The organism is Halotia branconii CENA392, assembly GCF_029953635.1.
In the GTDB taxonomy this organism is placed as follows: Bacteria; Cyanobacteriota; Cyanobacteriia; order Cyanobacteriales; family Nostocaceae; genus Halotia; species Halotia branconii.
The window spans coordinates 890,013-914,106 of record NZ_CP124543.1 but is presented as its reverse complement, the minus strand read 5'-3'; the positions used below and the strand labels follow the sequence as shown (position 1 = coordinate 914,106).

Here is a 24,094-nt window from a genome sequence, read left to right as displayed (position 1 = left end):
ATCCTATACTTTCATAGAGAACTAGGACATCTTATCTTAATTGCTTCTTTAGTTTTACAAGTTGTTTTGAAACAGTTCTAAAACATGTTGCCAAGCATCAGGAGCCGCTTGGGGGTTATAACTGGGATGCTGGGCTAAAAATGGATGTTGATCTACAAAAAATCCAGCAAAGAATCCGTGTCCGGCATCGTATCGAAATACGCGATGATTGATTTGATGTTTGTTTAACTCTGCCTCAATTTGTTCATTATCTTCCTGAGAAACTAATGTATCTCTTGTACCAAAAAATGTATAAATAGTACCTTTGATTTCTGAAGTACGATTAATGGTAGGAGTATCTTCGCCGTAACTAGAAGTGGTAATCCCGCCACCGTAAAATGAAGCTGTGGCTTTGATATCGCTTAAAGTTGCAGCAATATATGCAACATGACCGCCAAAACAAAAACCAATCGCGCCAATGGCATTATCTTTGACATTGGGTAAAATTTTTAAGTAGCTTATTGTAGCTTGAATATCGCTGATGATTTCTTGATACTTAACTTGTTGGTAGTATTGCAAACCAAGCTGATAGGCTTCTGGACTAAATCCCACATCCTCAGCACTAAAGTCAGCCTCAAAACCAGGCGCAATACGTTGATACATCGCGGGGGCTATTGCTACATAACCTTGTTGAGCAATGAGTTCGGTGATATCTCGAATATTGCTATTAACTCCAAAAATTTCTTGAAAAACTATGACAGCACCAAAAGTTCCTGGACTAGCTGGTTGAGCTAAATAAGCATCGATTTCTAAGTCGTTGTTGGGTATTTTGACTTTTGTAGTCTTAATTTTGATGTTTGTCATCTTTGTTTGGGCTAATTTTATACCACCTCACCTATTCTGACTGTTTTCGACGCTAATGGGCGATGTCTATGATGGACGGAAATACCAAGAGTATTGCTCTGCTCCTTACTCAGCCTCAAGTATGACTTGGCTTCTGTATGCAAATCGAATGAATTTCTAACTTTTGAACGGATAACATCTCAAACTTATGGAAGATTTGAGGCTTTTTAGTTTATGCGAACTTAACATAAGTAAACACAAAGACTAGATATTAAAAAGTAGAAGGAAAAACAATGCCCGATCAAGCATTCAGAAACAACATTCCAGAAGTTGATCCAACCGAGATTGAAGATACTCGAACTGCGATCGCTGAAGGAAATCGCTCTTTTTTAGAAAAGGTGATGGTCAAAAGCGGATTTGCAGACTTGTATGACGCAAGGGACTTTAGCGAAGTTGTATTTCGTGTGATGCGCGACTTAATGACGACAGAAGCCAGCGATCGCGTAGAAGCAGAACTGCGTACAGAGGCTACATCTACAGAGGATAAATCACTCCAGTTAGAAGTAGCTGAATTATGGAAAGACACTAATCCAATTGTGAGATTTTTAAGTCGAGTCCGTCAACCTTTAAAAGGCCCGGCTCCCGTAGGAATTGATTCCAATCTATTTCTGAGACGAGTTGCCAATGAAGGCGGACTACCAGGCACAATCGACCGAGATCAAGCAATTAAAGCAGTGTTTTCTGCCACCAAAGACGAACTTTCCCAAGAACGGATTCAGGAAATTGCTAGCTGGCTTCCTGACCGTATACATGAGCTTTGGGAACAAGCTTAATTATAAGTCTGAAAAAGTTAAGCCTGTTTGTGATTATTATCCGCAAACAGGCTTTTTGTATGAGAATTTTACTAATTTACAACTATTAATTTAGTAGCGATCGCATTGCAGATCTCCTCACAACTAAAATATATGACAAAATAGTTTTATTGCCCCATAGCAAATGTGATCGCCTACAATCTATGGTTTCTACCATCAAGCGCCGCTACAGTTTAGATGAATATCGTGCCATTGAAGAAAAAGCCGAAGGACGCAGCGAATACCGAGACGGAGAAATCGTACCCATGCCTGGAGGAACACTAAAACACAGCCGCATTAGTGGCAATATTTTTGCCTTTCTCAAATTTTTGCTGCGCGATACTCAATTCGAGCCAATTAATAGCGATTTAAGGCTGTGGATTCCTGAACATCGACGCGGAGTATATCCAGACGTAATGGTTTTTGAGGGTGAACCGCAACTGAATGATAACCGCTTAGATGAAGTCTTGAATCCCACCCTGATTGTTGAAGTGCTATCTCCTTCCACCGCAGATTACGACCGACAAAGTAAATTTCGGATGTATAGATCAATTGCAAGTTTTAGCGAATATTTATTAGTAGAGCAGGATGAACCCTTTGTAGAACGCTACAGTAAAAAAGCAGAAGGTTGGTTGCTTAGTGATTTTAGCAACTTAGAGCAATCTATTTCCTTAGAATCAATTGGGGTAGAATTAGCGATCGCAGAAATTTATCGCGGCGTTGTTTTTTGAAAATGTAGGTTAGGGAAAGGGTGCGATCGTGCTATTTTTTCTTGGACTAATCTCGAAAGCCAAATCAGCGCGGTAAAAACATACATCAAACTCTGCAAAGAAATTCATGTGTCCTAGTATCACAGGTGCTTGTGTAGATTTTGTCCAAGCAAATGCAAGCAAAACAGGAGAAAATTCTGCAACTGTAGCTGATATTACTAATCCCCGTGCTTCCAGAGAAGCGAGATTTCCGCTTAACTGAATTGGAACTTTTTGTTCTTCCCAAACTGCTCCTAGTTGTATACCAATTTCGTAAGGTAATACATTAATACTTGCACCTGTATCCAGCAAACCCATAACTTCGATAGACTGGTTTTTATAAGTCAAAGTCAATGGTAGATAAGGCATTGCGCTGGAAACACCGAGAGCGTTGCTGCGCTCAATAAAAGGAAATCTTTTACCTTCAAGCATGACCTTCCTGTTTTGCTGCTGTCAGAAGCTCAGATAATGTTTGAGCTGCTTCATACGCTTCATAAGGAGACCATATAACTGCTTCAGTAGATTCCAGTTGCTTCAGGAGTGCATTTTCCTGTTCTTGATTATCAGTTGATTCTAAATTGCATCCTTCTTCCCTTGCTACTTCCAGCAAGAGAAAATGAATAAGGCGCAATTTGTCTTGATGCGATAGTTTACTAACAGTTTTTAGCAAATCATTTAAAAGCATATTGTTAATTATTAATAGGTAATTAACGAAATTTATTCTTAACCCAATATCATATTATAATTGATTTATAAGCAGATTCAACTACGCTTATAAGCAATCTCCATTTTCAACTTCTCAATCTCCATTTTTAGTCTTTCATTCTCCATTTTCAACCTCTGATTTTCCTCCTTCATAACCTCAACCTCATTCCTCTTATTCACAGCCTGATTCATAGCCAACTTCCGCATATCTAGCGAAAACCAACGCTGATAAGTTTGGGTGTGGACTTGTATACTATGCCCTAAATTATCCGCCGCCGCTTTAATTGGTATTCCTAAAATATGCGCCCGAATTGCCCAAGCATGGCGTAAATCATAAGGTTTAAAATCTAAACCAATTTTACGAAACCACCAACTAACTCGTTGTGTTAATGCTGTTATTTCAGCATAATTAGTGTTATCTTTTTTAGCGATCGCAGTTGCCAACATCTCTAAATATTGAGGATTTCTCAAATCAAATTCCTCAATCCATTGCTGATGTAATGGTAATGCTTGCCTTTCCCCAGTTTTACAATCCTTATGAACTTTCCATGTCAAATCTACATTTTCTTGACTCAACCACCAATTAATATCAGGATTAATAAAAAGCTCCCGTGGTCTTAAACCAAACACTGCTAACATTCCATAAGTCCATCGCCAAAGTTGCCAGCTATTTTGAACCTTTTGATTAACTTGATTACCTCTACTATTGAGATAATCTTTAAATTTAATAATTCCTGCGGCTATTTCCGCATCTGTTGGTATATTTCGGGAATTGTTTTCAGGTATTTGGGAATATTTAGACAAATCAATGGCAATTTTGAAAGTCATGCAAAATGCAGATATGGCTCTGGCTGCATTATATTTAGCCCACTCTTTATCAATTTTTTCAATTGAACTAATTAGATTTTCAGGAGTGGCTAAATCTTGGGAGTTAGTGAATCGTTTGGTGCGAGAAAAGTAATAAAAGAAAGTATGTTCGCTTTTGGTTGTGCGTTTATGAGTTTTAAAATACTCGTTTTCAAATTGTTCGAGTAATTCTCCTATTGTTTTAAACTCTTTTTTAATTGCCTCATTACCTAAATATTTATCATTCCATTCAAAGGTTTTACGAGCAATTAACTTTCCTAATTCATAAGCTTCTTCTTCAGCTGTTTTGAGTCCATCTAAATTAGCGGGAATGTTCAAACTGAGATTGTATTGCTTTCTCCCTGTACCATTAGTATCTTTGTCTGTTGGTTTAATTGGTAACGTCGCTCGTAATTGCAGACTTCCATTTGATTCTCTAATTGTCACTTTTGTCTTTGCAGACTTCAAACGCAGATTAACTTTTTCTAGTTCTTGTAGTACTTTTGTTCTCATGTGTTCTCTTTGCTGCTGTGCTTGCAGACTTGAGCCGATAAAACTGCCATCGGTAGATGAAACTAGCTCTAAGTCTGCAAAAGCTTGTTGATATTTGTCTTGACCCTGATTATGCATCGCTGTGTTTTTAGCCTATATTTAGCCTAAAAATAAATGTGTTATCAGCGAACAATGTCTGTCACTAACATTGCTTGCTGTAAACATTAGGCTATTTAAAGTCATTTAACCATAAAAAGGATTACTCCGGCCCTTATCACGGTTATGATGGCTTCGCTATCTTTGCTCGTGATATGGATTTGGCACTCAACAGCCCAACCTGGGGTTTAATTGGCGCTCCTTGGAGCAAGAAAGCTGAGGCTAAGGCTACCGCCAAAGCTACCGCCTAAATAAATGGAAAAGGGATAAGTAGGGATAACCTGGGGCTAAAACCCCAGGGGGAGTTGGAAATTCAAAGTTCAAAATTCAAAAGTTAAAAGTTTATTTTGATTTTTGCATTCTGAATTTTGAGTGATATTTCTACTCCCACCTTGCTTATACAGACGCGATTAATTGCGTCTTTACCCCACCCACTGCACGATCCTCGATTAGTAACGACTTCAGTAAGCTTGGAGATCCACGGAAATGCCTCAGAATCCAGACAAAATTCAAGACCACGTTGAGTTATTCCACCAACCAGAGTATCAAGAGCTATTTGAAAACAAAAAGCAGTTTGAAAACGGTCACAGCCCCGAAGAAGTTGCACGAGTTGCAGAATGGACGAAGGGTTGGGAATATCGGGAAAAGAACTTCGCTCGTGAAGCTTTAACCGTCAACCCTGCTAAAGGTTGCCAACCTTTAGGAGCAATCTTTGCTGCTGTTGGTTTTGAAGGTACACTACCCTTCGTACAAGGTTCTCAAGGTTGCGTAGCTTACTTCCGTACACACTTAACCCGCCACTACAAAGAACCATTTTCTGGTGTGTCTTCTTCAATGACTGAAGATGCAGCGGTGTTCGGCGGTATGCAAAACATGATCGACGGCTTGGCAAACTCTTACCAACTTTACAAGCCTAAGATGATCGCTGTTTGCACCACCTGTATGGCAGAAGTAATTGGTGATGACTTACAAGCTTTCATCAACAATGCAAAACAAGCTGGTGCAGTTCCCAAAGAATTTCCAGTACCTTACGCCCACACACCTAGCTTTGTCGGTTCCCACATCACTGGTTACGACAACATGATGAAGGGTATTCTTTCTAACCTGACAGCAGGTAAGAAGAAAGAAACCAGCAACGGCAAGATCAACTTTATCCCAGGTTTTGACACCTACGTTGGCAACAACCGCGAACTGAAACGGATTGCTTCTTTGTTCGGTTTTGACTACACCATTTTGGCTGACAACAGCGATTACCTAGATTCACCTAACACAGGTGAATTTGATATGTACCCAGGTGGTACAAAGCTAGAAGATGCAGCAGATTCAATTAATGCTAAAGTCACAGTTGCTCTGCAAGCACACTCTACCCCCAAAACCCGCGAGTACATCGAAAAAGAATGGAAGCAACCAACCGTAGTTTCCCGTCCTTGGGGTATTAAGGGTACTGATGAGTTCTTGATGAAACTCAGCGAACTAACTGGTAAGCCCATTCCCGAAGAATTGGAAATCGAACGCGGTCGTGCAGTTGACGCGATGACTGATTCCCATGCATGGGTTCATGGCAAGCGCTTCGCTATCTACGGTGAACCAGATTTAGTGTACAGCGTTGTGGGCTTCATGTTGGAAATGGGTGCTGAACCTGTGCATATCCTGGTTCACAACACCAACGAAGTGTTTGAGAAAGAACTCAAAGAATTGCTAGATTCTAGTCCTTTTGGTCAAGGCGCAACCATCTGGGGCGGTAAAGACTTATGGCACATGCGTTCTTTGTTGTTCACCGAACCTGTAGATTTCCTCATCGGTAACTCCTACGGTAAGTATCTGTGGCGTGATACCAAGATTCCCCTCGTGAGAATCGGTTATCCCATCATGGATCGTCACCACCTGCACCGCTATAGCACCATCGGCTATCAAGGTGCGATCAATCTCCTTAACTGGGTCGTCAACACCCTGTTTGAAGAAATCGATCGCAACACCAATATTCCTTCTAAGACCGATATTTCTTACGACTTGATTCGTTAGAAATTGCGATCGCATCGCCAAAAGTAAGAAAACGTTGAAGGATGAAATTTTCATCCTTCAACCTTAACCTGAAATATCTGTAATATGGAAACCATCAATCATACTCATTCTCATTCTCATACTCACACTCATACTCATCCTAGTTACCATCCACCTAACTATAAAAAGCCCGGCTGGTTTCACAAAATTCTCAGCCCTGCACGTAATTTTGTGGATGGAATACCCGTTAAAAATTATCGTCTGGCTCACATAATTTGCCAAGTAATTCCTTGCTGTTGTCCCTTTGAACGCAGCTTTAAGTTATTTGGGCGGACTTTGAATATTCCCCCTCTGTGTAAACTTAATCCCTTATATGACGAGTTTGTCGGAATGCGCTTTCGTGCTTTATCTTATCTTTCTGATGAATGTGGAGAAGATGTCACGAAATATATTTGTTAGTTATTTGTCAGTTGTCAATAGCAAAAACTAACAACTGACAAAGAACAATTAAGACCAATTCTCCACAAATTATTAATTACGAATTACAAATTACGGATTCGTATAACACCTGCAATCCAATCAAAGAAGAGAGATGAAAACTACCCAAGGTAAAGTTAACGAGCTGCTCAATGAGCCAGGATGTGGACATAATCAGCAGAAACAGGGAGAAAAGAAAAACAAGTCTTGCACTCAACAAGCACAACCAGGTGCTGCTCAAGGAGGCTGTGCTTTTGATGGTGCAATGATTGCCCTAGTACCGATCGCAGATGCTGCTCATTTAGTCCACGGCCCGATCGCCTGTGCTGGTAATTCCTGGGGTAGTCGTGGTAGTCTCTCTTCTGGCCCGATGCTTTACAAGACGGGTTTTACCACTGATTTAACTGAAAATGATGTGATTTTCGGTGGTGAAAAGAAACTCTACAAGGCGATTTTAGAAGTTAAAGAACGCTACAATCCAGCAGCAGTATTTGTCTACGCTACCTGTGTGACGGCTTTAATTGGTGATGATATCGATGCTGTTTGCAAGGCGGCGGCAGACAAAATCGGCACTCCTGTAATTCCTGTAATTGCTCCAGGGTTCATTGGTAGTAAAAACTTAGGTAACCGCTTTGGTGGTGAATCTTTATTAGAATATGTTGTCGGCACAGCAGAACCGGAACATACAACCCCCTATGATATTAACTTAATCGGTGAATACAACATCGCCGGGGAAATGTGGGGAGTAACACCACTGTTAGAAAAATTAGGCATTCGGGTTCTATCTAAAATTACGGGCGATGCTCGCTACAACGAAATTCGCTACGCCCACCGCGCCAAGCTGAATGTGATGATTTGTTCACGAGCGCTGCTCAACATGGCAAGAAAAATGCAGGAGCGCTACAACATTCCTTACATTGAAGAATCTTTCTACGGCATCGATGATATGAACCGCTGTTTGCGGAACATTGCCGCTAAATTGGGCGATCCTGATTTGCAAGAACGTACCGAAAAGCTGATTGCCGAAGAAACTGCGGCTTTAGATTTGGCTTTGGCTCCTTATCGCGCCCGACTCAAAGGTAAGCGAGTTGTTCTGTATACAGGTGGCGTTAAGAGTTGGTCAATTATCTCAGCGGCTAAAGACTTGGGCATCGAAGTTGTTGCTACCAGCACCAGAAAAAGCACCGAGGAAGATAAAGCCAAGATTAAGAATTTAATCGGCAATGATGGCATCATGCTGGAAAAAGGCAACGCTAAGGAATTGCTGCAACTAGTTAAAGATACCAAAGCAGATATGCTAATTGCTGGTGGTCGTAACCAATACACTGCCCTGAAAGCGCGGATTCCTTTTTTGGATATCAACCAAGAACGCCACCATCCTTATGCAGGTTATGTAGGGATGATTGAGATGGCCAGAGAACTGTACGAAGCGCTTTATAGCCCCATCTGGGAGCAAGTACGTAAGCCAGCTCCTTGGGATGAAGATGAAGGAACCTTGGCAGGAAGAGATATAGATCATTCTCTGTTTGCGTCGATGGAGGAGATAATTTAATGGCGGTAGTTACTGTTCCTAACAAATCAGTTGCTGTTAATCCCCTCAAGCAAAGCCAAGCCTTGGGTGCATCTTTAGCCTTTTTAGGATTAAAAGGGATGATCCCTTTATTCCACGGTTCCCAAGGTTGTACTGCCTTCGCCAAAGTTGTGCTTGTACGGCATTTTCGGGAAGCCATTCCCTTAGCCACTACAGCCATGACTGAAGTTACTACAATTTTGGGCGGCGAAGAGAATTTAGAGCAAGCAATTCTCACCTTGGTAGAAAAGGTCAACCCAGAAATTATTGGTTTATGCAGCACAGGGCTGACAGAAACCAGAGGCGATGACATCGAGCGTTTTCTCAAGGACATTCGCCAACGCCACCCAGAACTAGATCACTTACCGATTATCTTTGCACCTACACCAGACTTTAAAGGTGCATTACAAGACGGTTTTGCCGCTGCTGTAGAAAGCATAATTCAGGAAATTCCCAAACAGGAGGGAATCAGAACCGAGCAAGTCACGATTTTGGCGGGTTCTGCTTTTACCCCAGGGGATATCCAAGAAATTAAAGAAATGGTTACGGCTTTTGGTTTAGTACCCATCTTTGTACCTGACTTGGGCGCTTCGTTGGATGGTCATTTAGAAGATGGCTATAGCGCTGTTACAGCTAGTGGCACTACCTTAAAACAGTTACGAGAAGTGGGTAGTTCCGCCTTTACGATCGCCTTAGGCGAAAGTATGCGAAATGCAGCCAAAATCCTCGAAGAACGGTTTGGCATACCTTACGAGGTGTTTGGTGAACTCACAGGATTAGAAGCAGTAGATGAGTTTCTCCAAGCATTGGCAATTTTGAGCAGCAACAGCGTACCCGAAAAATATCGCCGCCAGCGCCGCCAGTTGCAAGATGCCATGTTGGATACTCACTTTTACTTTGGGGCAAAACGAGTCTCCTTGGCGCTGGAACCGGACTTATTGTGGTCAACAGTATGTTTTCTGCAATCAATGGGAACCCAAATTCATGCAGCGGTGACAACGACGCGATCGCCGCTACTAGAACAACTCCCGGTTAAAAATGTCACCATCGGTGATTTAGAAGACTTCGAGCAACTAGCAGCAGGGTCTGACTTATTAATTGGCAACTCTAACGTAGGTGCGATCGCCAAACGTCTCTCAATTCCCCTTTATCGTCTAGGCATTCCCATTTATGACCGTTTGGGTAATGGTCATTTTACCAAAGTCGGCTATCGCGGCACGATGGAGCTATTGTTTGGCATCGGCAACCTATTTTTAGAAGCCGAAGAAGAGAGAGTTAAGCATTTATGGGGATTAGGTAGGGACTAGAAGAGAAGCAGGGGGAGCAGGGGAGGCAGGGGAAGCAGGGGGGCAGGGAGCAGGGAGAAAAGGAGAGAAGTGCGGTCTTGGGGTCTCCCCAAGTGGAGCAACTTCGGGAGAAAGAGGTAATTTTTCTTTATCCCCCGGTCGCTGAGCGTAGTCGAAGTGTGCACCCCGCACCCTGCCCCAATTCCTCTTCTCCATGCCCCATGCCCCATGCCCAATGCCCACTAAAAAAGGACAAATTAAAATGAAAATTGCCTTCACGACAAGTGACCACGTTCATATTAATGCTCACTTTGGATGGGCAAGAGAAATTGATGTTTATGAGATCTCAGATAAGGGATATGAGTTCTTAGAAACTCTCAAGTTTGAAGGTGATCTCAAAGAAGATGGTAATGAAGATAAAATCACCCCCAAACTTAAAGCTATAGAGGATTGCACAATTGTTTATGTGACAGCAATTGGTGGTAGCGCCGCAGCGCGTTTAATCAAAAAAGGTGTTACCCCAGTCAAGGCAAAATCAGAAGAGGAAGAAATTAATGAAGTCCTCACTAAGTTAGTGCAAACTCTCAAAGGTAATCCTCCTCCTTGGTTGCGTAAGGCTTTACAACCAAAAACTTCAAATTTTGCAGATGATCTTGAAAATGAAGCAGCCGTATGAGCGAAAACAATAGTGTTAACGGAACAGTTACAGCCGAAGTTTTGAGTTCCCCTTTTTTGAAGGTATTGCTACAACAAATCCGGGGTCAAGATACTTACGGAACTTATCGTAAGTGGTCAGATGAATTAATTCTTAAACCCTTTGTTGTCACCAAACAAAAGAAGCGTGAAATCTCTCTAGAAGGTGAAGTTGATCCGATCACTCAAGCACGGATAATGGCATTTTTTCGGGCTGTAGCCGCAGGTATTGAACAAGAAACAGGTCTAATTTCTCAAGTTGTCATTGATTTGAGTCATGAAGGTTTTGGCTGGGCGCTAGTTTTTTCTGGTCGTCTTTTGTTAGCAATGAAAACCTTAAGAGATGCCCATCGTTTTGGTTTTGATTCCCTAGAAAAATTGGCAGAAGAAGGAGAAGCTTTTGTTCAAAAAGGCGTTGATTTAGCGAAACGCTTCCCTGAAGTAGGCAAACTTTGAAAGTTAATTGCTCTTAGTGTCTTTGTGCCTTGGTGGTCAATACGATTCGGATAAGCAGGTGAGGCAGGAGAGTAAAAAGGGTCATTGTTGAGTAATTCTTCTCTTCCCCTGCTTCTCTTCTCCCCCTGCTCCCCCTGCTTGCCTCAACAAAGAAATTCCTTAACCGAACGGTATTGCCTTAGTGGTAATCAACCACAAAGACAAGGGCAGCCGCGTGGCGGGTTTACCGACTTGAGCGGACTGCCCGCACTAAGACACAAAGTTTAATAATTAGGAGTAATTAATGGTGCAGGAAATTGAGGAGCTGAAAACCAAAATCAGAAAACTCAATAGTAAGGCTGGGCAAATGAAAATGGATCTGCATGATTTAGCAGAAGGTTTGCCCACCGATTACACACAACTTATGGATGTGGCGGCTGCAACTTATGAAATCTATAAGCAGTTAGATGAACTTAAGCAACAGCTAAAACAATTGGAGAAAACTAAATGACTGGAACTATTGAAGAATTTCAAAAGCTCGTAGATACAGAAGAATTTTTGCAGTTTTTTGAGCTGCCTTACGACCAAACATTTGTGAATGTAAATCGTCTGCATATTTTGAAGAAGTTTTCCCAATATATGGCGGAAGTTGATGATAAGTTTCCTGATTTAACTCCTGAAGCAAAACTCAGTCAATATTCTTTGGCTTTGCAAAAAGCTTATGAGTTATTCCTTGAATCATCACCCCATGAACAAAAGCTGTTCAAAGTATTTAACGACAAGCCAAAGAATGTAGTCACGCTGACAGAAATCACTTCTGATTAGGAGGTACAAAGTGATAAACCTAACGCCTACCGAGTTAGAAAGATATAGTCGCCAAATGATGCTTCCGAATTTTGGCGAAACAGCTCAAAAGCGCCTGAAATCAGCGACGGTTATGGTTACGGGTGTGGGGGGATTGGGCGGTACGGCGGCGCTCTATTTAGCAGTAGCGGGCGTTGGGCGACTAATCTTAGTCCGGGGTGGTGATTTGCGTTTAGATGATATGAATCGTCAGATTTTGATGACGGATGATTGGGTAGGTAAACCAAGAGTTTTCAAAGCTAAAGAAACTCTAGAAGCGATCAATCCTGATATTCAAATAGAAGCAGTTCACGATTATGTCACCCCGGAAAATGTTGATTCTTTAGTCCAATCCGCTGATATGACGCTGGATTGCGCCCATAATTTTACAGAGCGCAATTTGTTAAATGAAGCTTGTGTGCGCTGGCGTAAACCAATGGTAGAAGCGGCGATGGATGGGATGGAGGCTTACCTAACCACGATTATTCCTGGTGTGACTCCTTGTTTATCCTGTCTGTTTCCCGAAAAGCCTGATTGGGATAGGCGTGGCTTTTCAGTTCTAGGCGCTGTTTCTGGAACACTAGCTTGTCTGACGGCGTTGGAAGCAATCAAGCTGATTACTGGGTTTAGTCAACCTTTGTTATCACAATTGCTGACAATAGATTTAAGTCGGATGGAATTTGCTAAACGCCGTACTCACCGCGATCGCTCTTGTCCAGTTTGTGGTAACACTGCACCTTGGAGATACGCTCAAGGTAAATCAATGGAACCTACAAGCAATCTTACAACATAGGCGATCGCTCCAAAAAAACTCACATTCCGCATCAGAAATAATTAATCGCTACAGATCAGGAGACTTGATGAGTGTTACTTTGACAGAAAAGGCAGAGTTCCGTCTACGGGCATTTTTACAGGGTTCTTCTCCCAATGCTAACGGCGCAACTAAAGGTATCCGCGTCGCTGTAAAAGATGGTGGTTGTAATGGCTACGAATATGCAATAGACATCACTAGCAAGCCCCAACCAGATGACTTGGTAATCAAACAAGGTGAGGTACTGGTTTACGTTGATCCCAAAAGTGCGCCTTTATTAGAAGGCATAGTCATCGATTTTGTCGAAGGGGTGATGGAAAGTGGCTTTAAGTTCAGCAACCCCAATGCCAGCGATACCTGTGGTTGCGGAAAATCCTTTAAAGCAGGTGACTGTACACCAACTGGCGTACCTTGCACCTAAATAATTCGTAACTGAATCATGCGTAATTTGTAATTTTGATTGAGCAGTGATAATTACGAACTACGAATTACGAATTACGAATTATTTAACATTTCCCGTAGACGTACTCTGCACAGCTTCTCGAAGGCGGGAGCTACAAAAACTTCGAGAATCCCATCTCATCCTATAAAATTTTGAGGAGAATCCACAAATGGCTACCTACCAAGTTAGATTAATCAGCAAAAAAGAAGACCTCGATACCACAATTGAAGTAGACGAAGAAACTACCATTTTAGAAGCAGCAGAAGAAAATGGTATTGAGTTACCCTTCTCTTGTCATGCAGGTTCTTGTTCTAGTTGTGTAGGTAAAGTAGTTGAAGGTGAAATTGATCAATCTGATCAAATCTTTTTAGATGACGAGCAAGTGTCAAAAGGATTCGCCCTACTTTGTGTTACTTATCCCCGTTCTAATTGCACAATCAAAACACATCAAGAACCATATCTCGTCTAAATTTCAGCAATGTAATCAATGATGAAGGATGAATTATTAAAAGTTCATCCTTCATCTTTCATGTTGTATCTATTCTTAATAGTGACAATGTTTACTCCTTTTAGTGTAACTGGCTGCTCATTAGACTTGCTGCAAGTGGGAGAACAAGGCATTATCACTTCCTGTAAAATTCAGGATGATCTAATTCTCAAAAAACTCAAGTCACTAGGTATAACAACAGGTACAGTAATAACATTAGAACAACAATTTCCCTCTTTGATTATTAAAGCCGGAAAAATATTATTAGATGTAGAAAAAGAAGTTGTTTGTGCTATTTATGTTCGTATTATTGTTTAGAACCCTGATTTCTTTAACAAGAAGTCGGGGTTCTAAGAAGTCAGAGTTTTTGTTTATGTTTAATCAACAGCAACAATTACATCTGATGACTTAATCACAGCATAAGCTTGTTTCCCCTCTACAAGTCCCAGCTTTTCGGCTGAAGATTTTGTGATGATCGATACTAGTTCTATTCCAGATGCTAACTCTAAAGTCACTTCTGTATTAACTGAACCATTCACAATCTTCTTGACAGTAGCTTTGAGAGAATTACGAGCGCTAATTTCCATGTTTTGCTTTTCCTTTGAGTTATTTATACTGAATAAACTATAGCAGTCCTGAATTATTCGTGAACAACAAAATCCCCGACTTGTTTGAGAAGTCGGGGATCTAAATAAAACTTAAGTTAACTTTACAGAATAAATTTTGAGTAGTCAAGTAATATGATCAATCAACTAACTCAGCAATGGCTAACAGCAAACGGATATAATGCTGAAGATTTAAATCAATCAGGTGAAAATGGTGATACAGCTTTAATGAAAGCTACAAGAGAAGGAGTTTATGCAGTTGTTAAAGAACTGATTGATGTCGGTGTAGATATCAATGTTACAAACAACGATCACAATAATGCTCTGTGGTTTGCTTGTTTTGGTAATCACTACGAATTAATTAATTTATTACTTGCTGCCAATATTAATATTGATAACCAAAATGATAACGGTGCAACTGTTTTAATGTATGCAGCCTCAGCAGGTAAAACTGAAGTTGCTAAGTTACTTTTACAACATCATCCTAACCTAGATTTGAAAAATTTAGACGACTATCGAGCGATAGATTTCGCCAGCAATGTAGAAGTTTTAAGGTTGCTTAAAAATGCCACAAAATCAGAATCAAGGAAAAGCTTATCATGATTCTACCAAGCATTCTTACTTATCAGTGCAGATTAATCCCAACTATGTAGACGCGTCAACTCAACCGATTGCATTTAAAGTTTATCCAAAATTTTATCGGCGGGTGACATTAAATCTCAACAATCCTATTCATGCTTTTATCTGGTTAACTAGTGCTGTCACTTCAGAAAAGTTATATAAAAATACACCTGATAAACTACGGGTAAATCCATCAGCAGGCGCTCTCTATCCTACAGAAGTTTATATCCAGATTCGCGGCATAGAGGGAATGATTAATGGAATATATCATTTAGAAGTTGAGAATAATTGTCTAACATTAATCTATGAATTAATTGATGATGGCTTAGAGAGCTATATTATACCGAATAAAAGTATCAACGGATTCATTTTTTTAATTAGTTGTGTTTATTATAGGTCTAGCTGGAAATATCAAGATCGGAGTTTGAGATATTGCTTTTTAGATAGCGGACACCATTTAGGTGCGATCGCTGCATCAGCTTATCTCCATAATAAAGATATACAATTGATTTTTGACTTTGATAAACTCGCTCTCAATACAGATTTAGGTTTTGAGAATAAAGAGTTTATTACTGCTTGTGCAATCTCCGGAAAAGTCCAAGATCAATTAGTCAGACGTTTAAGACTGAAAGTTCCTTTTGTTTGTGGTACAGATTATTTTGAAGCTAATCAATTCATTGAATATAGCTATCAAGTAACAGCTTTACATAAAAGTAAACACCAGAAATTAAAGCAGCCTCAGTTTAACTTTGACAAGGATAAATTTCAACAAATTGTTTGGAATCGGCGTTCTATTAGACGTTTCCGGAAACAGTTTATTTCTCAAGAAAACTATTTATATGTCTTGCAACAGCTTGAGCAACCTATACCAACTGAAAGTGGTGAGGATGTAGAAATTTATTCAGTCTTACATAGGGTAGAAGGCATGTCACCTGGGTTATATAAAGGTACTCTTTTGCTTCAGACTGGGGATTTCAGCGAACAGACAGGGTACTTATGTGTTAATCAAGCCATTGCCAGAGATTGTGCTGTAACTTTCTTTTTTGTGTCCGACTATACGAACTATCAAACTGCGATGCAATTGGCTGGTTTTTTAGGACAAAGGATATATCTGGGTAGCAACTATTTAGGGATTCAATGTAGTGGAATTGGTGCTTATTATGATGACGAAACTCGCAGATTCTTAGAAACAACCAAAGATATTCTTTATGCAATGGCGATTGGAATTTAAGTAGGAACATCAACAGCAATGGCTAATAAGAAGTTTTATTTCAATGATGATGACTCTCATCATATCCAGCCAACATCGGCAGATATTATATTACGACAACAACTAGAGTATTCTATTAGTAAACACTTTTACGAAGGCTGCGATCGCACAATTCAAAATCTTCTATCTAATTGTCGTTGGTATGTCACAACTCAAGCTAATGCTATGACATTAGTGATTGAGTGTCCAGACCAAGTTACTAACTGGCGTGTCTTACAACAAATCGTGCCAATGGGAACATTACTCAACTCAATTATCACCAGTGCTAAAATTCGTGTCTGTCCTCCAGAAAGTCAAGGTATACCATTTGAAATGAGGGTAGATGAACTTTCTGTTTATCGTGATTGGGCTGGATGAATATTACACCTCAACATTCTGTCTGATGATTGCAGCTACCTCTTCAAAAACTAAATCAGCAGAATGTTTAACAATAGAACTTAACTCTAGTCCCAAATCAAGATTTTTTGCCTCAATTAAATAAACTATCACCTCTTGGGGAAAGTCATTGTGAAAGATTTTTCGCCCGGCAGCTAAAGCATGATCCCAACGAAAATCATGCAAACTATAACTAGGTTCTGGCAGTGCTTCTAGTTCTTCACCAGGAACTTTAAACACAGCACCCGGTTTTGAATTTGTGGAACTAGCATCAATAATTACTAATTGTTTACTACCTCTAGCTTGAAACATTACTTCCATCCCTGCGGTTCCACAATCATAAACTTGCACATTAGGATGAGGATTTTCGGCTAGATACTTTTGTAGGCGTTGGGCGATGATTACGCCTACTGCGTCGTCACTGCGGTTGAGATTACCGCAACCAATAATAGTTAGCATGGAATTGTTGCGATCCTAAATCATTTGTGAAAATTACATATCTCTTTCTTCTTTCTTCCCTTTGCGTACTTGGCGTTCTTGGCGGTTCGTTTCCTTATCTATATTTTTCACGACTCATTTAGGACTGCTATAGTGATCGCCTCATATAATATATCTAAATAATTTATGATATTCTGATTTTATCTATATAAACATTGTTGATTTTTTAGGCAAAAACCTCTAACAATCTTCGCATTGCAGTTTATATATATACTACAGCCAGCCCTAATCCAACTCATGCAGCGTCATATTTGCGAATTAAAGGCTACTAAAGAATGGTTGATGCTGGATTCAATAGATTATATTACAGAATGTTTAGAAGCTTGTCGCTCTGCTGAAATGCTTGCTGATTTGCGAGAAATTTTTCCACGAGATACATTAAAAGGAGCAAGTATCAAAGTTAGCAAAACCCAAAGAGAAATCATACAGCAGTGGTTGCAAAATTTGAATACAATACATTAGTAGATAAAAACTCCACGCCACTTCAGGATGGAGTTTTGTCAGTAGTCAGTGGTCAGTGATTAGTAGTAAAAATGTTTTAATATTCACTACAAGGGGATGGATTATTAACAGGACTTATACCATTCCACGAAATTCTTTATACAAATTACTTTTCTTTCTTCCCCTGCCTCCCCTGCTACCTCTGCTCCCCCTGCTTACCCATGTGTATCAACTTTAAAGTGAAACGGTATTACGCACCAGTAGCGGAAAATTCAACCGCAGAGTTTCAGAGAGTTATTGCGTAAGTCCTAATTAAATCAGATCAAAAACAACTGACAACTGACAACTAACCCGCATAGCGTAAATCAAATTTACCTTTTGTCGAACAGTTTCTTAATTTACTCTTAATCCTCTAATATTAGGCTTCTAGCGATTTGTCATCAAATACAGTTCGCAAAATATGAAATTCAAGAAACTGCTGGGAGCCTTAGTTCCATTTTGTCTATTTGGCATCTCTGCAACCTTTGTTTCTTCAACAAGCGCCCAGCCACCATTTCAGCGTAATTACAGCCCAAGAGGTTTTGACAATAATCGTGATGCAAGAAGTTTTGATTTTGCTCTCATTGGCGATTTACCTTATGATGCTCGACAAGAAGAGGAGTATCCAAATTTAATTAAAGATATTAATCAATCTTCGGTTCGCTTTATCATTCACGATGGAGATTTTAAAAGTGGCTCCAGCCTTTGCTCAAATGAGGTTTTTCTCCAGCGATCGCAACTTTTTCAACAATTCAGACATCCTTTAGTTTACATCTTTGGTGATAACGAGTGGACAGATTGTCATCGCCCCGCAGCTGGTGAATACGATCCGATTGAGCGTTTAGCAAAATTACGCGAACTCTTTACCCAAGGGGACAGAAGTCTGGGACAAAGGACAATTGAGTTAGAACGCCAGAGTGATAATCCACAGTACAGTAAGTTCCGGGAAAATGTTTACTGGACTGCGGGTAATGTTCTATTTGTTGGTATCCATGTTGTTGGTAGTAACAATAACTTGGGACGAAATGCAGAAAATGATGCTGAGTACGCTGAACGTAATGCTGCTAACCTTGTCTGGTTAAAGAAAGCATTTGCCCTTGCTAAGGCCAACAAAAATCTTGGTTTGGTAATCACTATCCATGCCAACCCAGATAATTTTGATGTACCCGCTGATGCAGAACAGAATGGCTTCCGTGATTTTATTAATGCATTGCAAGCCGAATTACAAGATTATAGTCAGCCAGTCATGCTCGTTCATGGAGATAGCCATTACTTCCGCATTGATAAGCCTTTAAATACTGCATCTGGCACGGTAGTTACTAACTTCACGCGAGTAGAGACATTTGGCTCTCCTAACGTGCATTGGTTGAAAGTCACAGTTAATCCTAGCAATCCCAATTTGTTTGAAGTGAATCAAGAAATTGTGCCGCCATATCCTCAAAGTGGCGAGAGAGATTACAAGTTCAGATACTAAAATCCAGCACATAACATCCTCAGGCTTAAAGCCTGGGGCTGAAAACAAAGCCTACGTCAAGCAGGCTAATTATATGCATCAGAGTTTTTATGGGTGTTTATACTATTGATTTTTATTTGTAAAGGAGCTAGTTATACCAATTTCACTTAGTTGAAATATGTAATCTTTAATAATAAACAAACTTTTGGACATGACTCAAATATCAAAGATTGGTTATACAGCAAGCTAGACAAGCTAATTTGCAGTTACATAAGAAGTTTACCCACGTACTGATAGTATTTAGTTTCGTTTAAATAAAATTTCTTGAATACAGACAAAAGGAGGTTTGATTTTTATAATTTTATTTGGCAACCTGATCTTTTTACTCGTAAAATCGAAGACAAAGCAAAGGTCAGTAGAATAGAGTCCCTAAATTAATGAATCAGTTAATCAGTCAGGGTGCAGGATCTATGGTTAAGTCTCCAGTGGTAGATCGAATCAACGATATTGCATGGCAAGCTCACCAAGGCAGCGTAGCGGCGATTATCCAATTATTGAACGAAAAGCTAGCTAACTCTGGTGTCAGAACTAGAGCCATTTTTTCTGATGGTGTCTTGCAACTTCTGTGTGAGGCAGCCAAAACAGAGCAACTTGAGCAAAACACCATAGTAGAAAGAATCCAGCAAATCCTAGAAACGATCGCACCGCGTAATATTCGTAAAGTCCATATCAATAGCCGAATTGTCCGAGAACAGCAATTACTGTGGTTGAAAGAAATTTGTAGCGATCGCGAAAATCAAGTACTGTGGTCACAGGAAATTACCTTAATTCAGCCAAACGCCTTAAAGCAGCTAATTACAGATTTGACTGAAGTCCAACCAGAATTAGTAAAAGTCAGTTTACCAAAAAATCACTTTTCTCGAACTTCAGTATTTACTAACAAAAAAAAGCACAAAAATTTATCAAAAACAGGAATACTAGCAACTGCTGGCTTATTTTCAATATTTTTGCTTGGTTGGGTTGTTTATGCCCAATTGGGTGATAAATTAACACAGTTAACGCAACCAGAAACTAAGAAGTCTGTAACTACAGCTAATCCTAACCAAAATAAAACAAAAGCTACTAATAATAATCTTTCCGAATCATCCGATGAACCATTCATAGCAGCTGTGAGAATTGCTAACCAAGCCTCGGCATCTGGGAAAATAGCTACAACCTCAACGCAATGGTTAGAACTAGCTGCTAAATGGCAACAGGCTTCAGATTTAATGGCGACAGTGCCTCCAAATTACAACCGCCATCAAGAAGCTAAAATTCGGACTCAACTATATAAAAAATATAGTGAAGCGGCGCAAAAAGAAGCTGCAAAGAGTAAATCTTAGTTTTTGGGGTGGAATATATGTTCAGCAAAGCAAATCAGCTCTCGAAGCTTACCATCATGATTTAGGAGTACCGCATAGCCCAATAACGAATATAGTAAAGCGGTGCAAGAAGTAAGTTGTAATTCATTCAAACTGTATTACTTTCAAGGAAAATGTAAATAACTGTTACTTAAAATTACTGAGCTTATACACAAGATATTTGTGTGTAAAAAGCCTATATACTTAGGTAAATCTGCTTTTTTAGCAGGAATATATAATTATGAAAGTTTATGTATGAATTATATTACTTGTAGTCAGGGACATAAAAGTACTGGTGGATCTAACTTTTGTTCAACCTGCGGTGAACCGTTACAAAACTCCAATCATTATTTAGAGCCTACCTTAATTGGTATTCAACCTGGAACTAGATTACGCGATCGCTACATAGTTAGAGAAATGCTAGGTCAGGGAGGATTTGGCAGAACCTACATTGCAGAAGATACGGGTCGTTTTAATGAAAAGGTTGCTATCAAAGAGTTTATTCCTTCTGTCCAAGGAACTGGAGCCCTCAATAAAGCTGTAGAACTGTTTCAAAGAGAAGCGGTAACACTTTACCAGTTACAGCATTCTCAAATACCCCGATTTTGGGAAGCTTTTCAAGAAAATTCCCGATTGTTTCTTGTAGAAGACTTTATTGAAGGTCGAACCTATGAATCATTGTTGAATGAGCGACTCAGACAAGGGAGATGTTTCAGCGAACCAGAAATAACTAAACTTTTTCAAGATTTGCTGCCCGTATTAAGCTACCTGCACAATCAAGGCGTTATTCATCGAGATATCTCACCAGATAATATTATTCTCAGCGGTAAAACAGGGTTGCCTATATTAATTGATATGGGTGCTGTTAAACAAGTAACAGTTAATGTTGCTACTAATTTACAAACAACATCAGCCCCAAGAGGAACTAGTATTGGTAAGGTTGGTTATGCCCCTGACGAGCAAATTAGGTTGGGAATTGTAGCTCCTAACAGTGATTTATATGCTTTGGCTGTGACAGCTATTGTGTTAATGACTGGTAAACAACCAGAACAATTGTTAGATCAATATACGTTGACTTGGAAATGGGACAGGGAAATCAACCTTAGTCTTCTGATGACTCAAGTATTAAATCGGATGTTGGCTCCAAGAGGAGATCAGCGTTTCCAGTCTGCTGATGAAATTTTATCATTTCTGGGATTGAGACAGACAAATCCAGCTTATTCAACGCCTAACTATTCTGGAAACTCTACACCTATCTACCAAAATCCAGCTTATTCAACGCCTAACTATTCTGGAAACTCTGCACCTATCTACCAAAATCCAGTTTATCCAACACCTAACTATTCTGGAAACTCTGCACCTTCCCCAGTCAATAATTCCGGTTGTGGTCAAATTTTTGATGCATCTATTCCTGTTCCTCAAGAAATTAAAGGTTGGAATTGGGGAGCTTTTTTGTTCGGAGCTTTCTGGAGTGTTGGCAACAAGGTTTGGATTGGTCTTTTATGTTTTATACCTTATGTAGGCTTGATTATGGCAATTATTCTTGGAATCAAAGGCAATGAATGGGCATGGAAAAGTCGTAGATGGGCTAGTATTGAAGCTTTCAAGGCTAACCAAAAGACGTGGGCAGTTGTAAGCCTATGTTTAACAGGATTCGTTTTTGTAATCGTTTTTTTAGCTAGTTTAGGTGGCAGCTAAAATTCAATACGGCTTATACCGTTTCTTTGTAAGGATCTATTATTACAGCAAGATGAGTTAAATGGTGTGTAAGTTAAACATGTTGCTTAGTTGAGTTTCGCTTTGTCAATCTGAAAAGTTAAAATTTAAGAACGGTAGTGAAAAATCTTGTATTTATGCATAGCTACTACAAAAATTAAAAGCTTATGACAGCAAGCAATATTAGGCAGCAAATTTTAGAGCATCTTGAGGCATTACCCCCAGAACAGGTAAAAAGTCTCCTATTTGCATGGTTGAATGGTTCAGAAGGAGACTTAGAAGACTTTGAGCAGTTACTGATAAATCAACCGACTCAAACCACAGAAGAATTATTTGAGTACGGTGAGATAGACGCAGCATTAAATTTTCAACCTCTGACTGAAGCCCAAATGGTTCAGCAAAGCAAATCAGCTCTCGAAGCTTACCGTCGCACAGGTTCAGGAGTCACGCATGACCTTGTACGCCAATGGGCAGACAGTTTAGGAACCGATCCAGAACGCCCATGTCCCAAATAGTTTAGACAGAAACTGCAATTGACGATTTAAATCGTCATTACGACTTTATAAAAATTAATAATGCTGATGCAGCTTCCCGCGCAGTAAAAGCAATTGTCTCTTCAGGTGAGAGCCTACAGCAGAATCCACGTCGAGGCGCGATTCTAGATGAAATAGCAGGATTACGAAAACTTTTAGTTTCTTTTGGTAAATATGGCTTTGTAATTCATTACGCTATTCTTGAAGAGGATGTTGTTATTTTACACGTCTATCACGGAAAAGAAAATCGACCTCTTTAGGATAAACTTGCAGTCAATAAAACAGTCGTTTCTAATCAAGGAGCTATTATTTATTGCAGCAAGATGAGTTAAGTGGTGTGTAAGTTAGACATGTTGCTTAATTGGATTTAGCTTTGTTCATCGGAAGGCTTTGTAAAAAAATTCTCGATTGTTTATTGTAGAATACTTTATTGAAAATAAAATTTATGAATCATTGTTTTAATTAACTGCATAATCTGTAAACTGGCGCTTGAAAGGAGAGTGGAATCCAATTATAATATCTTGCTTAGAAATTCCTAAATTTGCTAGTTCTTCTGCTACCTCAGATTCGGTTCCATTATGTTGCAGCCAGACTTTACCATCTTTAATATCAATATGTAAAAAGCAACCGTAAACGCGGCGTTGATTTTTCCACCCCACATTCATCAATTGATAATGATTTCGTTCGGTATCAAATACTATTTGCGTTTCTATATCTGAGTCATGATTACCGATTTCTGCATATTCACGTAGCAGTTTTTGCACAATTTCTCGGTACTGTATTAGTTTATCCATTCTAAAATTTCCTCTGTTTCTGGATTATAAACTATTAATTTGAGTTGATAAATACGGATAATATTTTGTATGAATTTGGTTATAAAAAACGAACTATAAGCATCAATTGGTACTGCTAAATAAAGCGTGCGTTCTTGTTCAATTTCAGATAGTGCCAGTCGATAGTTAATAAATTGTCCTAATGCTGTGTGAAATTCATAAATTGCTGAAGTTTTTACAAAACTTTTAATCTCTACTGCAATCTTCACCTCATCTCTTTGGGCAGCAAGAAGCTTTTCTGCACCCAAATCGATATACATATCCCCCAATTCCCAACTAACTGGCAACGGGTCATAAGTAATTTGCCATCCGTCAGTAATTAGTCCATGCTTGACCGCATCATGAAAAACGTCTCTTGCTGGCATATTCTCAAGTAGAAAATTCAGAGATCGAAAATCGAGCTTTGCTTTCTTTTGCATTACATAACATTCATAACTTATCAATAAATTACCATAAACAACATTTAGTGTTTTTAGGTTAGGTAGAGTAAAAAAATCAACTTCATTTTGATTTTTTTACTCTACCTAACCTAAGAGGATGTTTGAAAAGTCTCTAATGATGTATCAAATAGTTTTAGATCCCCCTAAATCCCCCTTGAAAAGGGGGACTTTGATTCTAATTCCCCCCTTTTTAAGGGGGGCTAG

Annotated in this window: 31 protein-coding genes and 1 pseudogene; 24 read left to right on the top strand and 8 right to left on the bottom strand. The window is 39.6% G+C overall.

Going from position 1 to position 24,094, the window contains the following annotated elements:
* Nucleotides 1-54: 54 nt before the first annotated feature.
* Entirely contained in the window at nucleotides 55-843 is a 789-nt protein-coding gene (locus QI031_RS04110) for a dienelactone hydrolase family protein (protein WP_281483945.1), read from the bottom strand.
* Nucleotides 844-1,115: 272 nt separating this feature from the next.
* Between QI031_RS04110 and QI031_RS04105 the strand changes: the two genes are divergently transcribed.
* Both QI031_RS04105 and QI031_RS04100 read left to right on the top strand, forming a co-directional pair.
* Nucleotides 1,116-1,655 carry a DUF2267 domain-containing protein gene (locus QI031_RS04105; protein WP_281483944.1) on the top strand — a complete coding sequence of 180 codons (540 nt, stop codon included), beginning with the start codon at nucleotides 1,116-1,118 and terminating at the stop codon, nucleotides 1,653-1,655.
* Between the two features lie 182 nt (nucleotides 1,656-1,837).
* Nucleotides 1,838-2,404, top strand: coding sequence for a Uma2 family endonuclease (locus QI031_RS04100; protein ID WP_281483943.1), 567 nt, complete (start codon nucleotides 1,838-1,840; stop codon nucleotides 2,402-2,404).
* 9 nt (nucleotides 2,405-2,413) lie between these two features.
* On the opposite strand, the gene QI031_RS04095 is transcribed toward QI031_RS04100, so the two are convergent.
* From QI031_RS04095 to QI031_RS04085, 3 genes are all read right to left on the bottom strand, one after another.
* Nucleotides 2,414-2,854: a pepsin/retropepsin-like aspartic protease family protein gene (locus QI031_RS04095; protein ID WP_281483942.1), complete on the bottom strand. Its 441-nt coding sequence runs from the start codon at nucleotides 2,852-2,854 to the stop codon at nucleotides 2,414-2,416.
* Nucleotides 2,847-3,107 (bottom strand): hypothetical protein, encoded by a 261-nt coding sequence (locus QI031_RS04090; protein ID WP_281483941.1) that lies wholly within the window; start codon nucleotides 3,105-3,107, stop codon nucleotides 2,847-2,849. Before QI031_RS04090 ends, QI031_RS04095 begins: the two co-directional genes overlap by 8 nt.
* Before the next feature lie 77 nt (nucleotides 3,108-3,184).
* The gene (locus QI031_RS04085; RefSeq protein WP_281483940.1) at nucleotides 3,185-4,603 is read right to left on the bottom strand and encodes a site-specific integrase; all 1,419 of its coding nucleotides are present in this window, start codon (nucleotides 4,601-4,603) and stop codon (nucleotides 3,185-3,187) included.
* Between the two features lie 110 nt (nucleotides 4,604-4,713).
* On the opposite strand from QI031_RS04085, the pseudogene QI031_RS31675 reads away from it, so the two are divergent.
* From QI031_RS31675 to QI031_RS04025, 13 genes and pseudogenes are all read left to right on the top strand, one after another.
* Nucleotides 4,714-4,872, top strand: a pseudogene (locus QI031_RS31675) (nitrogenase molybdenum-iron protein alpha chain); the annotation flags it as partial.
* A 235-nt stretch (nucleotides 4,873-5,107) separates the two neighbouring features.
* Nucleotides 5,108-6,643, top strand: a complete 1,536-nt coding sequence (nifK, locus tag QI031_RS04080; protein WP_281483939.1) for a nitrogenase molybdenum-iron protein subunit beta — start codon at nucleotides 5,108-5,110, stop codon at nucleotides 6,641-6,643.
* Nucleotides 6,644-6,727: 84 nt separating this feature from the next.
* Nucleotides 6,728-7,081: a Mo-dependent nitrogenase C-terminal domain-containing protein gene (locus QI031_RS04075; protein ID WP_281483938.1), complete on the top strand. Its 354-nt coding sequence runs from the start codon at nucleotides 6,728-6,730 to the stop codon at nucleotides 7,079-7,081.
* A 133-nt stretch (nucleotides 7,082-7,214) separates the two neighbouring features.
* Nucleotides 7,215-8,651, top strand: coding sequence for a nitrogenase iron-molybdenum cofactor biosynthesis protein NifE (nifE, locus tag QI031_RS04070; protein ID WP_281483937.1), 1,437 nt, complete (start codon nucleotides 7,215-7,217; stop codon nucleotides 8,649-8,651).
* Nucleotides 8,651-9,976 (top strand): nitrogenase iron-molybdenum cofactor biosynthesis protein NifN, encoded by a 1,326-nt coding sequence (nifN, locus tag QI031_RS04065; protein WP_281483936.1) that lies wholly within the window; start codon nucleotides 8,651-8,653, stop codon nucleotides 9,974-9,976. The genes nifE and nifN overlap by 1 nt, the downstream gene beginning before the upstream one ends.
* A 241-nt stretch (nucleotides 9,977-10,217) precedes the next feature.
* On the top strand, nucleotides 10,218-10,631 hold the full coding sequence (gene nifX / locus QI031_RS04060; protein WP_281483935.1) for a nitrogen fixation protein NifX: 414 nt from the start codon (nucleotides 10,218-10,220) through the stop codon (nucleotides 10,629-10,631).
* A complete protein-coding gene (locus tag QI031_RS04055) occupies nucleotides 10,628-11,104 on the top strand; it encodes a NifX-associated nitrogen fixation protein (RefSeq protein WP_281483934.1) in 477 nt (158 codons plus the stop codon). Before nifX ends, QI031_RS04055 begins: the two co-directional genes overlap by 4 nt.
* Before the next feature lie 283 nt (nucleotides 11,105-11,387).
* Nucleotides 11,388-11,594, top strand: a complete 207-nt coding sequence (locus tag QI031_RS04050; RefSeq protein WP_281483933.1) for a CCE_0567 family metalloprotein — start codon at nucleotides 11,388-11,390, stop codon at nucleotides 11,592-11,594.
* Nucleotides 11,591-11,908, top strand: coding sequence for a nitrogenase-stabilizing/protective protein NifW (gene nifW / locus QI031_RS04045; RefSeq protein ID WP_281483932.1), 318 nt, complete (start codon nucleotides 11,591-11,593; stop codon nucleotides 11,906-11,908). Before QI031_RS04050 ends, nifW begins: the two co-directional genes overlap by 4 nt.
* Nucleotides 11,909-11,918: 10 nt before the next feature.
* Nucleotides 11,919-12,719, top strand: a complete 801-nt coding sequence (locus tag QI031_RS04040) for a HesA/MoeB/ThiF family protein (protein ID WP_281483931.1) — start codon at nucleotides 11,919-11,921, stop codon at nucleotides 12,717-12,719.
* 67 nt (nucleotides 12,720-12,786) lie between these two features.
* Nucleotides 12,787-13,158, top strand: a complete 372-nt coding sequence (locus tag QI031_RS04035; protein ID WP_281483930.1) for a HesB/IscA family protein — start codon at nucleotides 12,787-12,789, stop codon at nucleotides 13,156-13,158.
* Nucleotides 13,159-13,348: 190 nt separating this feature from the next.
* Nucleotides 13,349-13,648, top strand: a complete 300-nt coding sequence (locus QI031_RS04030) for a 2Fe-2S iron-sulfur cluster-binding protein (protein WP_281483929.1) — start codon at nucleotides 13,349-13,351, stop codon at nucleotides 13,646-13,648.
* 18 nt (nucleotides 13,649-13,666) lie between these two features.
* Nucleotides 13,667-13,984, top strand: coding sequence for a FeoA family protein (locus tag QI031_RS04025; RefSeq protein ID WP_343217843.1), 318 nt, complete (start codon nucleotides 13,667-13,669; stop codon nucleotides 13,982-13,984).
* Nucleotides 13,985-14,043: 59 nt separating this feature from the next.
* Here QI031_RS04025 and QI031_RS04020 read toward each other — a convergent pair whose 3' ends face one another.
* Entirely contained in the window at nucleotides 14,044-14,253 is a 210-nt protein-coding gene (locus QI031_RS04020) for a TOBE domain-containing protein (protein WP_281483928.1), read from the bottom strand.
* Between the two features lie 153 nt (nucleotides 14,254-14,406).
* Between QI031_RS04020 and QI031_RS04015 the strand changes: the two genes are divergently transcribed.
* From QI031_RS04015 to QI031_RS04005, 3 genes are read left to right on the top strand one after another with little or no spacing between them, the layout of a single operon-like run.
* The gene (locus QI031_RS04015; RefSeq protein WP_281483927.1) at nucleotides 14,407-14,874 is read left to right on the top strand and encodes an ankyrin repeat domain-containing protein; all 468 of its coding nucleotides are present in this window, start codon (nucleotides 14,407-14,409) and stop codon (nucleotides 14,872-14,874) included.
* On the top strand, nucleotides 14,837-16,123 hold the full coding sequence (locus tag QI031_RS04010) for a SagB family peptide dehydrogenase (protein WP_281483926.1): 1,287 nt from the start codon (nucleotides 14,837-14,839) through the stop codon (nucleotides 16,121-16,123). Before QI031_RS04015 ends, QI031_RS04010 begins: the two co-directional genes overlap by 38 nt.
* Before the next feature lie 18 nt (nucleotides 16,124-16,141).
* Nucleotides 16,142-16,519, top strand: coding sequence for a hypothetical protein (locus tag QI031_RS04005; protein WP_281483925.1), 378 nt, complete (start codon nucleotides 16,142-16,144; stop codon nucleotides 16,517-16,519).
* Nucleotides 16,520-16,522: 3 nt separating this feature from the next.
* On the opposite strand, the gene QI031_RS04000 is transcribed toward QI031_RS04005, so the two are convergent.
* Nucleotides 16,523-16,996: a hydrogenase maturation protease gene (locus QI031_RS04000; RefSeq protein ID WP_281483924.1), complete on the bottom strand. Its 474-nt coding sequence runs from the start codon at nucleotides 16,994-16,996 to the stop codon at nucleotides 16,523-16,525.
* A 276-nt stretch (nucleotides 16,997-17,272) separates the two neighbouring features.
* Here QI031_RS04000 and QI031_RS03995 point away from each other — a divergent pair, with 276 nt between their 5' ends.
* The 6 genes from QI031_RS03995 to QI031_RS03970 all read left to right on the top strand — a co-directional run bounded on the left by QI031_RS03995 (nucleotide 17,273) and on the right by QI031_RS03970 (nucleotide 22,877).
* Nucleotides 17,273-17,497: a hypothetical protein gene (locus QI031_RS03995; RefSeq protein WP_281483923.1), complete on the top strand. Its 225-nt coding sequence runs from the start codon at nucleotides 17,273-17,275 to the stop codon at nucleotides 17,495-17,497.
* Nucleotides 17,498-17,936: 439 nt separating this feature from the next.
* On the top strand, nucleotides 17,937-18,989 hold the full coding sequence (locus QI031_RS03990; protein WP_281483922.1) for a metallophosphoesterase: 1,053 nt from the start codon (nucleotides 17,937-17,939) through the stop codon (nucleotides 18,987-18,989).
* A 449-nt stretch (nucleotides 18,990-19,438) separates the two neighbouring features.
* Nucleotides 19,439-20,350 carry a hypothetical protein gene (locus QI031_RS03985; protein ID WP_281483921.1) on the top strand — a complete coding sequence of 304 codons (912 nt, stop codon included), beginning with the start codon at nucleotides 19,439-19,441 and terminating at the stop codon, nucleotides 20,348-20,350.
* 273 nt (nucleotides 20,351-20,623) lie between these two features.
* Entirely contained in the window at nucleotides 20,624-22,066 is a 1,443-nt protein-coding gene (locus QI031_RS03980; RefSeq protein ID WP_281483920.1) for a serine/threonine protein kinase, read from the top strand.
* 185 nt (nucleotides 22,067-22,251) lie between these two features.
* A complete protein-coding gene (locus QI031_RS03975) occupies nucleotides 22,252-22,599 on the top strand; it encodes a hypothetical protein (protein ID WP_281483919.1) in 348 nt (115 codons plus the stop codon).
* A 17-nt stretch (nucleotides 22,600-22,616) separates the two neighbouring features.
* Nucleotides 22,617-22,877, top strand: a complete 261-nt coding sequence (locus tag QI031_RS03970; protein ID WP_281485927.1) for a type II toxin-antitoxin system RelE/ParE family toxin — start codon at nucleotides 22,617-22,619, stop codon at nucleotides 22,875-22,877.
* 198 nt (nucleotides 22,878-23,075) lie between these two features.
* Here QI031_RS03970 and QI031_RS03965 read toward each other — a convergent pair whose 3' ends face one another.
* Together QI031_RS03965 and QI031_RS03960 are read right to left on the bottom strand one after the other, a co-directional pair.
* Nucleotides 23,076-23,411: a XisI protein gene (locus QI031_RS03965; protein ID WP_281483918.1), complete on the bottom strand. Its 336-nt coding sequence runs from the start codon at nucleotides 23,409-23,411 to the stop codon at nucleotides 23,076-23,078.
* The gene (locus QI031_RS03960; RefSeq protein ID WP_281483917.1) at nucleotides 23,399-23,815 is read right to left on the bottom strand and encodes a XisH family protein; all 417 of its coding nucleotides are present in this window, start codon (nucleotides 23,813-23,815) and stop codon (nucleotides 23,399-23,401) included. The genes QI031_RS03965 and QI031_RS03960 overlap by 13 nt, the downstream gene beginning before the upstream one ends.
* Nucleotides 23,816-24,094: the final 279 nt, after the last annotated feature.

What these genes read in the sequence shown, in the direction of transcription:
- QI031_RS03990 (WP_281483922.1), top strand. Translation starts at nt 17,937, where the DNA reads ATGAAATTCAAGAAACTGCTGGGAGCCTTAGTTCCATTTTGTCTATTT.
- nifK (WP_281483939.1), top strand. Translation starts at nt 5,108, where the DNA reads ATGCCTCAGAATCCAGACAAAATTCAAGACCACGTTGAGTTATTCCAC.
- QI031_RS03965 (WP_281483918.1), bottom strand. Translation starts at nt 23,411, where the DNA reads ATGGATAAACTAATACAGTACCGAGAAATTGTGCAAAAACTGCTACGT.
- QI031_RS03985 (WP_281483921.1), top strand. Translation starts at nt 19,439, where the DNA reads ATGGTTAAGTCTCCAGTGGTAGATCGAATCAACGATATTGCATGGCAA.
- QI031_RS04025 (WP_343217843.1), top strand. Translation starts at nt 13,667, where the DNA reads ATGATGAAGGATGAATTATTAAAAGTTCATCCTTCATCTTTCATGTTG.
- QI031_RS04090 (WP_281483941.1), bottom strand. Translation starts at nt 3,107, where the DNA reads ATGCTTTTAAATGATTTGCTAAAAACTGTTAGTAAACTATCGCATCAA.
- QI031_RS04015 (WP_281483927.1), top strand. Translation starts at nt 14,407, where the DNA reads ATGATCAATCAACTAACTCAGCAATGGCTAACAGCAAACGGATATAAT.
- QI031_RS04085 (WP_281483940.1), bottom strand. Translation starts at nt 4,603, where the DNA reads ATGCATAATCAGGGTCAAGACAAATATCAACAAGCTTTTGCAGACTTA.
- QI031_RS03980 (WP_281483920.1), top strand. Translation starts at nt 20,624, where the DNA reads ATGAATTATATTACTTGTAGTCAGGGACATAAAAGTACTGGTGGATCT.
- QI031_RS04050 (WP_281483933.1), top strand. Translation starts at nt 11,388, where the DNA reads ATGGTGCAGGAAATTGAGGAGCTGAAAACCAAAATCAGAAAACTCAAT.
- QI031_RS03960 (WP_281483917.1), bottom strand. Translation starts at nt 23,815, where the DNA reads ATGCCAGCAAGAGACGTTTTTCATGATGCGGTCAAGCATGGACTAATT.
- QI031_RS04020 (WP_281483928.1), bottom strand. Translation starts at nt 14,253, where the DNA reads ATGGAAATTAGCGCTCGTAATTCTCTCAAAGCTACTGTCAAGAAGATT.
- QI031_RS03975 (WP_281483919.1), top strand. Translation starts at nt 22,252, where the DNA reads ATGACAGCAAGCAATATTAGGCAGCAAATTTTAGAGCATCTTGAGGCA.
- QI031_RS04010 (WP_281483926.1), top strand. Translation starts at nt 14,837, where the DNA reads ATGCCACAAAATCAGAATCAAGGAAAAGCTTATCATGATTCTACCAAG.
- QI031_RS04055 (WP_281483934.1), top strand. Translation starts at nt 10,628, where the DNA reads ATGAGCGAAAACAATAGTGTTAACGGAACAGTTACAGCCGAAGTTTTG.
- QI031_RS04095 (WP_281483942.1), bottom strand. Translation starts at nt 2,854, where the DNA reads ATGCTTGAAGGTAAAAGATTTCCTTTTATTGAGCGCAGCAACGCTCTC.
- nifX (WP_281483935.1), top strand. Translation starts at nt 10,218, where the DNA reads ATGAAAATTGCCTTCACGACAAGTGACCACGTTCATATTAATGCTCAC.
- QI031_RS04105 (WP_281483944.1), top strand. Translation starts at nt 1,116, where the DNA reads ATGCCCGATCAAGCATTCAGAAACAACATTCCAGAAGTTGATCCAACC.
- QI031_RS04000 (WP_281483924.1), bottom strand. Translation starts at nt 16,996, where the DNA reads ATGCTAACTATTATTGGTTGCGGTAATCTCAACCGCAGTGACGACGCA.
- QI031_RS04100 (WP_281483943.1), top strand. Translation starts at nt 1,838, where the DNA reads ATGGTTTCTACCATCAAGCGCCGCTACAGTTTAGATGAATATCGTGCC.
- QI031_RS04035 (WP_281483930.1), top strand. Translation starts at nt 12,787, where the DNA reads ATGAGTGTTACTTTGACAGAAAAGGCAGAGTTCCGTCTACGGGCATTT.
- nifW (WP_281483932.1), top strand. Translation starts at nt 11,591, where the DNA reads ATGACTGGAACTATTGAAGAATTTCAAAAGCTCGTAGATACAGAAGAA.
- QI031_RS04110 (WP_281483945.1), bottom strand. Translation starts at nt 843, where the DNA reads ATGACAAACATCAAAATTAAGACTACAAAAGTCAAAATACCCAACAAC.
- QI031_RS04030 (WP_281483929.1), top strand. Translation starts at nt 13,349, where the DNA reads ATGGCTACCTACCAAGTTAGATTAATCAGCAAAAAAGAAGACCTCGAT.
- nifN (WP_281483936.1), top strand. Translation starts at nt 8,651, where the DNA reads ATGGCGGTAGTTACTGTTCCTAACAAATCAGTTGCTGTTAATCCCCTC.
- nifE (WP_281483937.1), top strand. Translation starts at nt 7,215, where the DNA reads ATGAAAACTACCCAAGGTAAAGTTAACGAGCTGCTCAATGAGCCAGGA.
- QI031_RS04075 (WP_281483938.1), top strand. Translation starts at nt 6,728, where the DNA reads ATGGAAACCATCAATCATACTCATTCTCATTCTCATACTCACACTCAT.
- QI031_RS04005 (WP_281483925.1), top strand. Translation starts at nt 16,142, where the DNA reads ATGGCTAATAAGAAGTTTTATTTCAATGATGATGACTCTCATCATATC.
- QI031_RS03995 (WP_281483923.1), top strand. Translation starts at nt 17,273, where the DNA reads ATGCAGCGTCATATTTGCGAATTAAAGGCTACTAAAGAATGGTTGATG.